Raw genomic sequence first — 13,924 nt, 5'->3', positions numbered from 1 at the left:
GTCGTGACCGGGGGTACCGGTCACGACGGCCGGACGGGTCAGCGACCGCCGAACGGCTGCCGCGAGCCCGGGAGTTGCGGTGCGCCGGGTGCAGAGGCGCGGGCGTCGGCCGTCGGGGCCGGGGCCGCGTTGACCGCGCAGGTCACGTTCTTCGACGGGAGCCGGCCCGTGGTGAGGTACCGGGTGGTCAGGTCCTCGGCGCAGGCGCTGATTCCGCGCCCGTAGACGCCGTGCCCCTCGCCCTCGTCGACCAGGACGTACCGGGAGCCCTTCAGGGCCCGGTGCAGACCGCGGGCGGCGACCGGGGGCGTCTGGGAGTCCCACTCGTTCTGGACGATCAGCGCGGGCACCTTGTTGTTGACCACGGTGGTCGGCTCGACGGGGGGCTTCCAGAAGGCGCAGGGCACGATGTTGGACACCGAGTCGCCGAAGAAGGGGTACCGCGCGCTGTCCCGGCGGGAGTCCGCCTGGTACACCGCGGGGTCGGTGGGCCACTGGGTGTCACCGCAGGTCGCGGCCACGTACGCGGAGAGTTCGTTGTCGGTCGGGACGTACGGGGGGTTCGGCTCGACCGGCTTGCCTGCGGCGGCGTCCTTCAGCTTCACCACGAACTCGGCGCCCAGCTTCGGGCGGTACATGTCCCAGCGCATCCAGTCGCGGATCTCGGCGCCCGTGTACGGGTGGCCGCCCAGGTCCAGCGGGGTGCGGTCGGCCTGCTCGACGAGGGCGTAGAAGGTCCGCTTGACCTCCGCGGGGGTGTTCCCGAGGCCGTACGTCGTCGCGCGCTCGGCGGTCCAGCGGGCCCAGCGGTCGAACGCGGGCTCGGCCTCGGACGCCCACGCCTGCACCATGCCCCGCCACACGAGCTTCGGGTCGACGGCGCTGTCGAGGACGAACCGGTCGGCCCGGCGCGGGAACATCTGGGCGTACACGGCGCCCAGGTACGTCCCGTAGGACAGACCGAAGTACGAGATCCGCCGCTCGCCGAGGGCCGCCCGGATGCGGTCCATGTCCCGGGCCGTGTTGCGGGTGGTGAAGTGGTTGATGTCCGGGTTGTTGGCCCGGCACTTGGCGGCCACGTCCTTCGCCCAGGCCACGTCCTTGGCGAAGGTCGCCTCCGTGTACGGCCGGAAGGTCAGCCGCTCGTTGCGGGTGGTGGTGCCGCAGTTCAGCGGGCTGCTCGTGGCGACGCCGCGCGGATCGAAGCCGATGAGGTCGTAACGGTCCTTGACGGACTGGGGCAGGGTCTCGGCCATCCACAGGGGGTAGAAGAGGCTGGGGCCGCCGGGGCCGCCCGGGTTGAACAGCAGCACGCCCCGTCGCTTGGCGGGGTCGGCGGCCTTGATCCGGGAGACGGACAGCTCGGTCGTCCGGCCCTTCGGCTTGCGGTGGTCCACGGGGACGGTGAGCGTCGCGCACTCCACCGTCGTGGTGGGCAGGTTCGGGTCGCAACTGCCCCAGCTGAGTTGCTGGGCGGCGGCGGCCGGTGCCGCGGCGGTCGCGCCGGGGCGGACGTCCTGGCCGGACGCGACGGCGGGGAAAGCGGGGGCGAACATCGCGGTGACGCCGAGGGCTATCACCGGAACTCTTCGTCGGGTGCGCATGGGGTGCCTTCGTTAGCTGGGATCGAGACAGGGGGGAACAGCGCTGGTCGAAGGCCCGGAGGGACGGACCGTGGGGTTGGCGCACAGGGTAACGGCCCCTGGCCGAAAAGGAGTTCGGTTGTCGAAAATTTCCCGCGCTGACCGAAACGCCGCCGCTCGGCGATCAGCGAACGCCGCGCCCGCCGTCCAAGAGGTACAACTCAACCCACTGGCGGTCCGTCAAGTCCTTGGGGAGGGCGCCGCCCGGCACCCCGTTGCGCCGTGCCCAGTCCCGCACCGCGCGCCGGGAGGTCGTCGGCCGGACGGTGGTGACGATCTGCTCGACGCCCCGGCCCCGCCCGGTGAACGTCCGCCGCACGAAGTCCCGGTACGCCGTCCGCTCGTCGACGGGGAGCAGCGGACGGGGCCGCCGGGTGATCGTCAGCAGCCCGCCGTCGACGCCGGGGCGGGGCCGGAACGCGGCGGCCGGGACCCGGCGGGCCAGTCGGAACGCATACCAGGGCCACCACTCGGCGGTCATCATCGTCGCCCCGCCGACCCCGGCCCGCCGCCGGGCGACCTCCCACTGCACCAACAGCACCGCATCGGTCCAGTGCGGGGCGGCGAGGACGCGGCGCAGCATCGCCGTGGTCGCATGGAAGGGGAGGTTGCCGACGAGCACGTGCGGGGCGGCCGGCGGCCGGTACCGCAGGAAGTCGGCGCGCACCAGGGTGGTGTCGGGGCCGGTGCGGCGTCGGAGCCCTGCCACCCGGCGGGGGTCGATCTCGACGCCGGTCAGGGGCCGCCGCAGTTCCTGGAGCGGCAGGGTCAGCGCACCGTCGCCGGTGCCGATCTCGACGATCGGGCCCTCGGTGCGGGCGACGAGGTCCACCACCGCGCGGATCACCGCACGGTCCACGAGGAAGTTCTGCCCCAGCTCGTGGCGTCCGCCGGGCGGGGCGTCGAACTGCGTCGCGGCGGGCACGGCTTCCCCGTGCGGGAAGCGGGCGGTGCGGCGGGAGGAGGGCTGGTGGTGCCTGGGCATGGGTGGGAGCTCCGCGGCTTTCGAGGGAGCCGGGCAGCGCGGGGCCGCCCGGCGGGACGCTCGGGGCGGCGGTACGTCTCGGGGCGCGCGGGCACGGACCGTACGGGCCCGGTCAGGGGCGACGGCCGGTCGGGGCGCGGCGCGGTGGGGAGGGTGCCGCCGCTATGCGCGGCGGGTGCGGGTCGAGGCGACGCCCGCGCAGGAGATTCCACTCATGCCGCGAGTGTAGGCAGCACCCTCCCCGCCGGTCACCCGGTTTTCCCGGCCGCCAGCCGGACCTCCCGGCCCCGGCCCCGCCACCGCCCGCGCAGCGCGTCGTCCAACACCTCGACGGATCACCCCAGCGGGGCTCCCGTCTCCGTCAGCCGTCCGTCGGCCAGCCGCAGCCAGCGGTCCACCCCGATCCGGTCGAGGAAACGTTCGTCGTGACTGATCACCACGAACGCCCCCTGGTAGGAGCCGAGCGCGCCCTCCAACTGTTCGGTGCTGACCAGGTCCAGATTGTTCGTCGGCTCGTCCAACAGCAGCAGCTGCGGCGCGGGTTCGGCGCACAGCACGCAGGCCAGGGTGGCCCGCAGCAGCTCCCCGCCGGACAGCGCGCCGACCGGGAGGTGGGCCCGGGCGCCCCGGAACAGGAAGCGGGCGAGCAGGTTCATCCGCTCGGCCTCCGTCCGGTGCGGGGCGTAGGCGGTGAAGTTCTCCGCCACGGTGCGCTCGGGGTCCAGCAGGTCCAACCGCTGCGACAGGTACGCGATCCGCCCCTCGGCGTGCCGGCCGCGCCCGCCGTCCGGTGCCAGGTCGCCCTGGACGAGACGGAGCAGGGTGGTCTTGCCGGCGCCGTTGGGGCCGGTCAGGGCGATGCGTTCGGGACCCCGCACGGTGAGGTCGAGGCCGGCGCCGGCGAACAGCGGCCGGTCCCCGTGGTGGACCTGGAGGGACTCGCCGAGGAAGAGGGTGCGCCCGGCGGGGACCCGGGTGTCGGGCAGGTCGACGGTGAGCCGCTGCTCGTCCCGCAGGGAGCGTTCCGCCTCGTCGAGCCTGGCCTTGGCGCCGCTGACCCGGGCGGCGTGCGTCTGACCGGCCCGGCCCGCCGACTCCTGCGCGCCGCGCTTCATGGTCCCGGCGAAGATGCGGGGCAGTCCCGCGTCCTTCAGGCCCCGGGCGGCGTTGCTGGCGCGGCGCTCGGCCCGTTCGCGGGCCTGCTGCAACTCCCGCTTCTCCCGCTTGAGTTCCTGCTCGGCGTTGCGGACGTTCTTCTCGGCGACCTCCCGCTGCGCCCGCACGGCCTCCTCGTATGCGGTGAAGTTCCCGCCGAAAAGGCGCAGTTCCCCGCGGTCGAGTGCGGCGATCCGGTCCATGCGGTCGAGCAGCGCCCGGTCGTGGCTGACCAGCAGCAGGGTGCCCGGCCAGTCCGCCAGCACCTCGTACAGCCGGTGCCGGGCCTCGGCGTCCAGGTTGTTGGTGGGTTCGTCGAGCAGCAGCACGTCGGGGCGGCGCAGCAGTTGGGCCGCCAGCCCCAGGGAGACGACCTGACCGCCGCTGAGGGTGCCCAGGCTCCGTTCGAGGGCGAGGCCGCCCAGGCCGAGCCGGTCCAACTGGGACCGGGTGCGTTCCTCGACGTCCCAGTCGTCGCCGACGGTCGTGAAGTGCTCCTCGCGCACGTCCCCCGATTCGATGGCGTCCAGGGCGCGGATCACCTCGGCCACGCCCAGCACCTCGGCGACGGTCAGATCGGCGGTCAGCGGCAGGCTCTGCGGCAGGTAGCCGAGGGTGCCGGCCACCGAGACGGAACCCCCGGTGGGCCGCAGCTCACCGGCGATCAGCTTGAGCAGGGTGCTCTTGCCGGCGCCGTTGGGCGCGACGAGACCGGTGCGGCCCGCGCCGACGGTGCAGGACAGGTCCTGGAAGACGGGGGTGTCGTCGGGCCAGGAGAAGGACAGGTTCGAGCAGATGACGGTGGTGTCGGACATGCGGAGACCTCGCGGGAGGAGGGCGCGGCACACCCGCGGCACACGGGACGCGTGGAAGGCACGGCGCGGCAGCGTGCGCGGTGGCGGGCTCGCCCTCGACAGACAGGGACGTGGGGGGACGACTGCGCGGGCCACGGCGACGGCGCTCTGCTGCGCCCGTCGGTGGCCGGTCAGCCCCGGGTATCACCCGGAGATGTCGTCGTCACCCGCCATGTCTGCACTCCTCGGGAGGGGTCACTGGTCTCGCCAGCGTAACAGCGGCCGGTGCGGGGGGCCCGTGGATTTCGGGCGCCGGGGGCCGTTCAGCGGGTGCTGACGGGCAGGCGGCGGGCGACCGCCTTGGCTATCCGCGGGGCGTCCCGGGCGAGTTCCCTGAGCATGCCGCTGAGGGGGTTGGTGAAGCCGGTGAAGTACAGGCCCGGCGCGCTCTTGGCGCACCGCCGCCCGTGCACCAGCGGCCGTCCGTCCGGGCCGAGCACCCCCAGGTGTCCGACGAGCGGGGTGAGGGCGCGGTCGTAGCCGGTGGCGGCGACGACGGCGTCCGGTGCGATCCGGCTGCCGTCCCGCAGGACGACCGCGTCGACGTCGAACGACTCCACGGCGGCCACCACCTCGACCCGCCCGCCCCGCACCGCCTTCACGAACCCGACGTCCTGCACCGGGATCGCCCCCTGCCGCGCCCGGGTGTACAGCCCGGTGCGGGGTCGGGGCAGTCCGCGCGCCGACAGGTCCGGGACGCTCACCCGGGCCAGGACCCGGGCCAGCCGGTCCACCACGGGCGCCGGGACCCGGCGGACCAGGACGGCGGTGGCCTGTGCGGGCCAGCCCAGCACGGAACGGCGGACGATGTGCGGAACGGTGCGGATCGCGATCCGGACCCGGGCGGCGCCGCCCTCGGCCAGGTCCAGCGCTATCTCGGTACCGGTGTTCCCGGCGCCGACCACGAGCACGTCCCGTCCCGCGTACGGGGCGGGCTCCCGGTAGCGGGACGCGTGCAGCAGCGTGCCGGCGTACGTCTCGCGGCCCGGCCAGTCGGGCACCCGCGGGGTGTGGTGGTGGCCGGTGGCGACGACGACGGCGGCGCCGACGAGCTCCCGTCCGCCGGTGGCCCGCAGCACCCAGCCCCGACCGTCGGGCGCCGGGTCGACCCGGGTGACCTCGACGCCGGTGACCACTTCCAACGCGTGGTGCTCGGTGTACTTCTCCAGGTACCGCACCAGGTCGGCGCGGGCCACCCAGCGGCCGAAGGCCCGGGGGATCGTCAGCCCGGGCAGCGCGGAGCGGCGCCGGGTGGTGTGCAGCCGCAGCCGCTCGTAGTGCCCGCGCCAGGAGGCGCCCACCGCATCGGACTTCTCCAGCACCACGGCCCGCACCCCGCGGGAGCGCAGCGCGTACGCGACGGCGAGGCCGCCGGGGCCGCCGCCGATGACGTAGACCGGGCGGTCGTCCGTGCGCAGCAGGGCGGCTTTGTCGTGGTCTGTGGTGACGGCCATGAGCAGCGAGCGTAATCCCGTCCTGGGTTGATTGGTCTCGGTCAAGACCGAAATGCGTTGCGAATTGATCACGAGGGGCGTCCGTGGGCCAGGAGGGGCCGTCCACCGGCCATCCGACGGCCACGAGCTGCCATACGACGGCCACCGGCCGCCCGTCCGGTGGCCACTCGTGGCGGGCGGGCGCATCGGTGTTCAATGAACGTATGAGTGAGACGCGCGGTACCGGGAACGACGCGACGGCGGCGACACCGCTCCTGAGGGGTGCGGGACTGCTGCTCCGCTCCTGGGACGTCGAGGCGCCGGCCGACGTCGACGCCTGGGTCCTCGGTCACACCGACCCGGAGTTCCTGCGCTGGAACACCCCGATGATCGGCATCACGGGCCCGGCGGACGCCCGCCGGTCGCTGGCCTCCCGCGCGGAACAGGCCGAACGGGGCACCGCGGCCTCCTTCTGCGTCACCGACGAGTGGACCGGCGCGATCCTCGGCCACCTCGGCATCAGCAACATCAACGACGCGATGCGGGTGGCGATCGTCGGCTACTGGACCTTGCCCGAGGCCCGGGGACGCGGTGTCGCGAGCCGGGCCCTGGCGCTGGCGAGCGGTTGGGCCTTCGAGCAACGGGGGCTGCACCGGCTGGAGTTGGGTCACGCTCCGGGGCACGGGGTATCGTGCCGCATCGCCGAGCGGGTGGGCTTTCGCGCCGAGGGGACCCTGAGGGGCGCGATGTTCGAGGCGGGCCGACGCGACGCGTTCCGCGACGTCCATCTGCACGGACGGCTCGCGACGGACCCGTACCCGTCGCTGCCCTGAGCCCCCGGCAGCCGGGCCGACACCACGAGGAGCCCCGTGCACCCTGCCGAGACCGCGCCCACCTTCGACGAGCTGCGGGAACTGCTGGGGGAGCCCGGGTTCACCGGGGCCGACCCGGCCGCCTGGACCGCCCTGGAGCGGGAGCTCGGCCTGGTCCTCCCCGCGGACTACCGGCACTTCCTGGACGCCTACGGCGCGATCCTGATCAACAACCAGCTCACCCTGTTCCACCCCGCGACCCGCTGGTTCAACCTGGCCGAGGCGATCCGGGACGAACCCGAGCGGTGGGCCGACGTCGACCCGGAGGTCCTGCCGCCGCACCCGTTCGGCACCGGCCCCGGCGAACTGTTCCCCTGGGGCCACTCGGCCTGCGGCGCGCGGGTGTACTTCCGGTTGCCGCGCGACGCGGCCGACCCCTGGGCCGTCGGCGTCATAGACCGGGTCGAACTCGACTACCTCGAAAGCCCGTTGACGTTCACGGCGTGGCTGCTCGCGTACCTCCGCGGTGAGGACCCGGGGCTGAACTCCGAGCACTTCGCGCCCGGCCGCCCGTTCTTCCGCGTCCTGCCGCAGCCCGACGACCCCGGGAGCGGCTGAGGCCGGGCACCCGCCCCGCCCGGTCCCCTCGCCGCACCCCCGGGTCAGCCGCGGGCGCCCAGTACGTCGAGGTAGTGCTGGTTGTACATCACGCCCAGGACGTTCCCGAAGGGATCGGTCACGGAGGCGGTGACGAACCCCGGACCGCGCTCCGTGAGCGGTTCGTACTCCTGCGCCCCCAGGGCCAGCAGCCGGTCCAGCGTCGCGCGCACGTCGTCGACGTGCCAGTACACGACCGCACCGCCCGGCCCGGTGCCCGCCCCTTCGGGCGCGTAACGGCGGTCGATCAGTCCCAACTCGTGCTGGTAGTCGCCGAGGCGGAACTCGGCGTACCCCGGCCGCTCGAAGTACGGCTCGACGTCCAGGAGTTCGGCGTACCAACGCTTCGCAGCCGCCAGGTCGTCGGCCCAGAAACTGACGGTGGTGAGTCCTCGCAGCATCGGTGTCCCCTTCGTCCCCGCCGTGGATACCGCATCCCCGGCCGATGACTTCACTGTAGGCGGCAATTAGGCCAGAACCCGTCCTACTTGAGCGGCGGGCCGCACACGGCTCGGGGCCCGTACCGCCGGACGGCGACACGGGCCCCGAGCCGTTCACCCCGTCAGCTCACGGGGTCTCCTTCGTGACCTCCAGGTCCGCCGTCGGCTTCTTCACCGTGCCGCCGGGCGTGCCCGTCGTACTGCTGTTGTTGCCGCTCACCGGGTCCCGGGTCGGCGAGTGGACGGTCGCCGTGTTCCGGATGTCGGTGCCGTCGCCCGTGTAGTCCGGCGCCAGCTTGACCCGGAAGACCCAGGTCACGGACGCGCCGGGGGCGAGGGTCGGCAGCGGGCCGCAGACCACCGTGTCGCCGGACAGACAGTCGTCGTCGGAGGCGACGTACGTCAATGCGGTCGGCAGCACGTCGTGGATCGCGACGTCATCCGCCTGCGACGGGCCGTTGTTGGTGACCGTCACCTGGTACTCGAAGGTCTCGCCGGGCGCCACCGGGGTCGAGGTGACGGGCCGTTTGACGACCCCGAGGTCCGCCGAGGGCGCGGAGACCGTACCGCCGGGCACGGTGGCCGTGTCGGTGTCGTTCTCGCTCGCCGGGTCGATGTTGTCGGCGGTGACCCGGGCCGTGTTCAGCAGATCGCTGCCGTCGCCCTTGTACGCCGGGTCGACCCGGACCGTCAGCACGTACTCGACCGTCTCGCCGACCCCCAGCGGGGTCGTCCGGCGGCAGGAGACCGCCTGGCCGGACACGGTGCAGCCGGCGGGCGACGAGGACACGTACGTCAGTCCGGCGGGCAGGTCGTCGGAGAGCCGGACGTTGAACGCGTCCGCCGAGGGCCCGTCGTTGGTGACCTCGATCCGGTAGGAGAACTGCTGGCCGGGCACCGGGGAGACGCTGCCGACCGGCTCCTTGGTGACCGACAGGTCCGCGTACGGCTGGTTCACCGCACTGCCGGGGAGTCCGGCGGCCGGGCTGGTGTTGTTCGCGGGCACCGGGTCGTCGGTGTCGGTGTCGACCACGGCCACGTTCCGGATGTCGGAGCCGTCACCGCGGTACGCCTCGTCGAGCCGGACCGTGAACCGCCAGGTCTTCGACGCGCCGGGAGCGAGCGTCACCTGGGGTCCGCAGCTCACGGCCTGCCCGCTGGCGGTGCAGCCGTCGGGCGAGGAGACGAAGGCCAACGGGCCGGGCAGGGTGTCGGTGGCGGTGACGTTCACCGCGCGCGAGGGGCCGTCGTTGGTGACGGTGACCGCGTACTCGAAGGTCTCGCCGGGCGCGATGACGGTACTGGTCGTCGGCCGCTTGGAGACCCAGATGTCGGCCTGCGGCTGGCTGACCCCGCCGGGCGGCAGGACCGGCGGAGAGGTGTTGTCCTCCGGGTTCGGGTCCTCGGAGTCGGACGTCGAGGTCGCCGTGTTCCGCAGGTCGGTGCCGTTGCCGGTGTACGCGTCGCTCAGCTTCACCCGGAACGTCCACGTCACGGTGTCCCCGGGCGGGAGCACCCCGAGCGGGCCGCAGGTCACGCGCTGCCCGGAGGCCGTGCACGGGTCGCTGGAGGAGACGAACGCCAGCCCGGCGGGCAGGTCGTCGGTCGCGGTGACGTTCCGGGCGTCGGACGGGCCGGTGTTCTCCACCGCGATCCGGTACTGGAACTCCTCGCCCGGCACGGTCGGCCCGGTCCCGATCGCCGTCTTCACGGTGTTGAGGTCGGAGACGGGGTCGAACGGCCCGGTCGGGGACACCGGGTCGGTCTTGTTGTTGTCCGGGTCGGGGTCCACGGACTCGGAGGTGCCGGTGGCGGTGTTCCCGAGGTCCGAACCGTCGCCCTGGTAGGAGGGGGAGATCCGGACGACGAAGGTCCAGGTCTTGCTCTCGCCGACGGTCAGGTGCGGCTCCGGGCCGCAGGTGACGGTCAGCCCGGCGGCCGTGCAGCCGTCCGCCGACGCCACGAACTCCAGCCCCTCGGGCAGGGTGTCCGTGGCCGTCACCTCACGCGCCACCGACGGCCCGTTGTTCCGCGCGGTCAGCGTGTACGTGACCAGCCCGCCGGGCGGGGTCGGGGCGGCCGGCGCCGCCGGGGCGAGGGTGCCCAGCGAGGTCACCACCCGGGCGGGCGCGGCGCTCGCCGCGCCCGCCCCCCACAGGGGCAGGGCGGCACCGGCCAGGACGGCGGCGAGCACGGTTCTCCAGCCGGGTCCCGGGCGCCGCCGCCCGCTTCTGCTGCTCGATCTCATCTCGTATCGGGTCCGTTCCTCAAAGAGTCGGGAGGGGGGCTCAGGCGGTGCCCTTGGTGAGGGTCACGTCGGAGGTGGGCGGGGTGACCCGGGCGCCCGGCACGCCTGCGGTACCGCTGTTGTTGGTGGGGTCCGGGTCCCGGGTGGTGGCCGTCGCCGTCGCGGTGTTCCGCAGGGCGGTGCCGTCGGCCGCGTAGCCCGGATCGATCCGGACGCGGAACGTCCAGCGCACCGTGGCGCCGACGGCGAGCGTGGCCACCGGGCCGCAACTCACCGTCCGCCCGGCCGCGGTGCAGCCGTCCGGCGACGACACGAACGTCAACTGCTCGGGCAGCGGGTCCGTGATCCGGACGCCCCGGGCGACCGAGGGGCCCGCATTGCCGACGGTCACCAGGTAGTCGAAGGTCTGACCGGGGGAGACGGGCGCCGTGGTCACGGGCTGCTTCGCGGTGCGCAGGTCGGCGCGCGGCTCGGTCACCCCGCCGGGCGGGGTCACCGCCGTCGAGGTGTTGTTGGCGGTGTTCGGGTCGGCGACGGCGTGCCGCACGGTCGCCGTGTTGCCGAGGTCGCTCCCGTTCCCGCCGTAGGTGTCGGCCAGCTTCACCCGGAAGGTCCACGACCGGGAGCCGCCCGCGGGCAGGGTGGCCAGGGCGGGACAGGTGACGGTCTGCCCGCTCGCGGTGCACCCGTCGGGCGAGGCGACGAAGCTCAGCCCCGCGGGCAGGGTGTCGACGATCGCGACGCCACTGCTGGCGGAGGGCCCCGCATTGTTCACCGTGACCCGGTAGTCGAAGCTCTGGCCCGGAGTGACCGGCCCGGTGCCCAGGCCCTCCTTCGTCACCGACACATCGGCCAGCGCCGTCACCGTGGTGGTCGTGGAGGCGCTGTCGTTGCTCGCGTTGGTGTCCGTCCGGTCGGCGGGGGCGTAGACGGTCGCGGTGTTGGTGAGCGGTCCCGGGGTGCCGGGCGCGGTCCCGCGGATCGTGTACGTCGCCGACCCGCTGCGCAGCAGGTCGGCGGAGGCGGTCACGAGGTTGCCGCTGCCCGACGGCTGCACGCACCGGCTCCCGGTGGTCGCCGTGCAGGTCCAGGTCACGTTGCTCAGCCCGGGCACGGCGTCCCGGAGCACGGCGCCCAGCACGTTGTTGGCGGCGCTGTTGGAGACGGTGACCGTGTAGGTGACGGGATCGCCCGCGCGGACCGTGGCGGGGCTGCCGGTCTTGGTGACGGACAGGTCGGCCGGCACGTTGATCTTCAGATCGCCGATCTCGTGGATGTTGGTGGCGCCGCCGGTCCCGCCGGAGAACCCGACCTTCAGGCTGGACGGCAGGGCCGGCTGATTGGCGATGGTGGTCACGTCGTAGTCGGTGACGAGTGGGGTGAGGGCGGTGCCGGGGCCGGTGTCGGACCAGAGGGAGACCAGCAGCCGGCCGCCGCTGGGGGTGACGGTGACCCGCACGGTCCGGTAGTCGCCGCGGCCCAGGGTCTCGACCGTGCCGCCGGGCCCGGCGACCGAGGTGCCGAAGCGGTAGCCGGTGGTGCCGTTGCCGCCGCCGCGCAGCACGATCCGGTTGGCCTGGCTGCCGGGCCCGCCGTTGCCGACGCCGGGGGAGGAGAAGTTGCCGAACTCGTCCAGGCCGATGCCGAGGAACGCACCCGGCACGCCGGACCGGTTGCAGGGCGGCCCGCCGCCGCACGCGTAGCCGAGCGAACCGCCGGGGGCGCCGGTGCCGTTGACCGCGTTGCCGTCGGCGAGGAAGAAGGCGAGGCCGTCGCCGCGCCTGCCGTCGAAGGCGGTGCCCCCGTAGGTGGCGTAGGTGAACTCGGCGACGATCCCGAGGTTGGTGGAGAAGGAGTCGTTCATCTCCCAGCCGCCCGCCTGGCTGGCCGCGGCGCTGGTCAGTCGGAGCCAACCGCCGCTCTGGTAGCTGGCGTTGCCGGTGAGGCTGCCGAGGTTGCCGGTCGCGCTGTCGAACGGCTCGTGGACGGGGAAGCTGAGGGCGCGCGGGGCCGCGGCATGGGTCGGCGACGGGGCGAGCAGCAGCGCCAGGACGGTGGCCAGGGCGGTGGCCAGGGCGAGGGCGAGCGCCGAAGGGGTTCGGCCGGAGGCGGGTCGGCCCCTGGTGGGTCGATCGCTGGCGAGTCGGCCGCTGGGGTAGCTCATGGCCGGGTGTCCTCCTGCGGAGTGCCGGGGCGGCCCGGGGCCCGCAGCTGCCGACGGGAGAACAGGACGAGTGCGGCGCCGGTGGCCAGCGTCGCCCCGCCGGACCAGGGCAGCCAGCCGGGGACCCGCCGACCGGTCTCGGCCAGCTGGTCCGGCACGTGCGGCCGATGCGGCTTGTGCGGCTTGTGGGGTCGATGGGGCTTGTGGGGCTTCTGCGGCTTCTCGGGCTGGTGCGGGCCGTTGCCGGGGCGCTCCAGGTAGAGGGGGCCGCCGCCGGGGCCGGTGGTGCCGGGCCGGTTGCTGTTGTTGGCGGGCACGGGGTCACGGGTGAGGGAGGTGACGTAGGCGGTGTTCTCGATCTCGCAGCGGCGGTGGTCCGTATGGCCCCCGCTGCCGCCGCGGAGGGCGTCGCCCTCCCGTACCCGGACGAGGAGTTCGTACGTCACCGACTCCCCGACCGCGAGGCGGGCCCGTACCGGGCACAGGACCGTGCGGTCGTCCTCCGGGGAGATCGCGCAGCCGTCCGGCGAGGAGACGAAGCCCAGTACGGCCGCGAGCGGGTCGGCCACCCGGACGCCGGACGCCGCGGCGGGCCCGTTGTTGCGAACGGTGATGCGGTACGCGAACCGGTCGCCGGGGCGCACGGCGTCGGTACGGCCCGGGGGCAGTACCGCGGTCTTGGTGAGGGCGAGGTCCGCCTGACCGGCCCCGCCGGGGAGGGGGACGCCGGTGTGGGTGGCGGTGTTGTTCGCCCGGTCGGGGTCCTCGGTGTCGGAGGTGACGACGGCGACGTTGCTGATGTCGGAGCCGTCGCCGGAGTAGTCGTCGGCGGGGCGGACGGTGAGCAGCCAGGTGTGCGTCTCGCCGACGCCGAGCGCGGCCAGCGGCCCACAGGTGATCGCCTGTCCGACCGCCGTGCAGCCGCCGGAGGACTCGACCAGGACGAGCGCGTCGGGCAGCCGGTCCGTGACGACGACGTCCACGGCCCGGGAGGGGCCGTGGTTCACGACGGAGACGCGATAGGTGAACGTGAAGTCGGTGGCTGTGGCTGTGGTTGTGGCGGTCCCGGGTGTTTTGGTGCCCGTGCCCGGGCCGGTGGGCGCGCTGCCCGTCCCGCCCTGCGCGCCGGGTCGTCCCGAAGCCCCGCCGTTCCCGGCACCGGCCGTACCCGTTGCCGTACCGGACGGGTTCACCGCCGCGTCCCAGCGGACCGCGAGATCGGCCCGGCCCGGCGCGCGGGACTGCGTACCGGGTTGCGTTCCGCCGCCGGGCGCGACGTACGGGGTCGGGGCGGAGCTGCCGGCGGCCCCCGGTGCCCTACTCGCGGTCGCCGTCGCGTCGGCGGTGTTCGCGGCCACGGGCGGGGCGAACGCGAAGAGCCCCACTCCCAGCGCACAGCAGACCGCGGTCACGCCGCCGCGTCGGTCGCCACGTACGGGCCGTCGCCCGGGAATGCGTCTCATGAATGGTGCCCTCCGTGCTCACCGGTCCTTCGTCCACGGACTGCACCCTCCCCCATATCGGGTCATTTCT

The 13,924-nt window shown here is 73.9% G+C and carries 10 protein-coding genes; 2 read left to right on the top strand and 8 right to left on the bottom strand.

The window, feature by feature from the left end; translation table 11 throughout:
* Positions 1–38: 38 nt before the first annotated feature.
* The 4 genes from ACFV88_RS24750 to ACFV88_RS24735 form a co-directional block, all read right to left on the bottom strand.
* Positions 39–1,604, bottom strand: a complete 1,566-nt coding sequence (locus ACFV88_RS24750) for an alpha/beta hydrolase (RefSeq protein ID WP_385494044.1) — start codon at positions 1,602–1,604, stop codon at positions 39–41.
* A 163-nt stretch (positions 1,605–1,767) separates the two neighbouring features.
* Positions 1,768–2,628 (bottom strand): 23S ribosomal RNA methyltransferase Erm, encoded by an 861-nt coding sequence (erm, locus tag ACFV88_RS24745; RefSeq protein ID WP_385494043.1) that lies wholly within the window; start codon positions 2,626–2,628, stop codon positions 1,768–1,770.
* Positions 2,629–2,963: 335 nt separating this feature from the next.
* Complete coding sequence (abc-f, locus tag ACFV88_RS24740) at positions 2,964–4,598, bottom strand: ribosomal protection-like ABC-F family protein (RefSeq protein WP_385494042.1); 1,635 nt, start codon at positions 4,596–4,598, stop codon at positions 2,964–2,966.
* Between the two features lie 302 nt (positions 4,599–4,900).
* Entirely contained in the window at positions 4,901–6,091 is a 1,191-nt protein-coding gene (locus tag ACFV88_RS24735; protein ID WP_385494041.1) for a flavin-containing monooxygenase, read from the bottom strand.
* 203 nt (positions 6,092–6,294) lie between these two features.
* Between ACFV88_RS24735 and ACFV88_RS24730 the strand changes: the two genes are divergently transcribed.
* Both ACFV88_RS24730 and ACFV88_RS24725 read left to right on the top strand, forming a co-directional pair.
* Positions 6,295–6,903, top strand: a complete 609-nt coding sequence (locus ACFV88_RS24730; protein ID WP_385494040.1) for a GNAT family N-acetyltransferase — start codon at positions 6,295–6,297, stop codon at positions 6,901–6,903.
* A 36-nt stretch (positions 6,904–6,939) separates the two neighbouring features.
* Complete coding sequence (locus ACFV88_RS24725; protein ID WP_385494039.1) at positions 6,940–7,500, top strand: SMI1/KNR4 family protein; 561 nt, start codon at positions 6,940–6,942, stop codon at positions 7,498–7,500.
* 44 nt (positions 7,501–7,544) lie between these two features.
* Here the strand turns inward: ACFV88_RS24725 and ACFV88_RS24720 are convergent, their stop codons facing one another.
* The 4 genes from ACFV88_RS24720 to ACFV88_RS24705 form a co-directional block, all read right to left on the bottom strand.
* Complete coding sequence (locus tag ACFV88_RS24720; RefSeq protein WP_385494038.1) at positions 7,545–7,940, bottom strand: VOC family protein; 396 nt, start codon at positions 7,938–7,940, stop codon at positions 7,545–7,547.
* A 166-nt stretch (positions 7,941–8,106) separates the two neighbouring features.
* The gene (locus ACFV88_RS24715; RefSeq protein ID WP_385494037.1) at positions 8,107–10,173 is read right to left on the bottom strand and encodes a hypothetical protein; all 2,067 of its coding nucleotides are present in this window, start codon (positions 10,171–10,173) and stop codon (positions 8,107–8,109) included.
* A 94-nt stretch (positions 10,174–10,267) separates the two neighbouring features.
* Positions 10,268–12,391 (bottom strand): hypothetical protein, encoded by a 2,124-nt coding sequence (locus ACFV88_RS24710; protein ID WP_385494035.1) that lies wholly within the window; start codon positions 12,389–12,391, stop codon positions 10,268–10,270.
* The gene (locus tag ACFV88_RS24705) at positions 12,388–13,854 is read right to left on the bottom strand and encodes a DUF11 domain-containing protein (RefSeq protein WP_385494034.1); all 1,467 of its coding nucleotides are present in this window, start codon (positions 13,852–13,854) and stop codon (positions 12,388–12,390) included. Before ACFV88_RS24705 ends, ACFV88_RS24710 begins: the two co-directional genes overlap by 4 nt.
* Positions 13,855–13,924 lie beyond the last annotated feature (70 nt).

It is taken from the genome of Streptomyces sp. NPDC059816, assembly GCF_042732055.1.
GTDB lineage: Bacteria > Actinomycetota > Actinomycetes > Streptomycetales > Streptomycetaceae > Streptomyces.
Note: the sequence above shows the minus strand (reverse complement) of the source record. Positions and strands in the feature narration are given on the sequence as shown.

Bases quoted from the DNA above. Each gene is read 5' to 3' on its own strand.
- ACFV88_RS24750 (WP_385494044.1), bottom strand. From the start codon at position 1,604: ATGCGCACCCGACGAAGAGTTCCGGTGATAGCCCTCGGCGTCACCGCG.
- ACFV88_RS24720 (WP_385494038.1), bottom strand. From the start codon at position 7,940: ATGCTGCGAGGACTCACCACCGTCAGTTTCTGGGCCGACGACCTGGCG.
- ACFV88_RS24710 (WP_385494035.1), bottom strand. From the start codon at position 12,391: ATGAGCTACCCCAGCGGCCGACTCGCCAGCGATCGACCCACCAGGGGC.
- abc-f (WP_385494042.1), bottom strand. From the start codon at position 4,598: ATGTCCGACACCACCGTCATCTGCTCGAACCTGTCCTTCTCCTGGCCC.
- erm (WP_385494043.1), bottom strand. From the start codon at position 2,628: ATGCCCAGGCACCACCAGCCCTCCTCCCGCCGCACCGCCCGCTTCCCG.
- ACFV88_RS24735 (WP_385494041.1), bottom strand. From the start codon at position 6,091: ATGGCCGTCACCACAGACCACGACAAAGCCGCCCTGCTGCGCACGGAC.
- ACFV88_RS24730 (WP_385494040.1), top strand. From the start codon at position 6,295: ATGAGTGAGACGCGCGGTACCGGGAACGACGCGACGGCGGCGACACCG.
- ACFV88_RS24705 (WP_385494034.1), bottom strand. From the start codon at position 13,854: ATGAGACGCATTCCCGGGCGACGGCCCGTACGTGGCGACCGACGCGGC.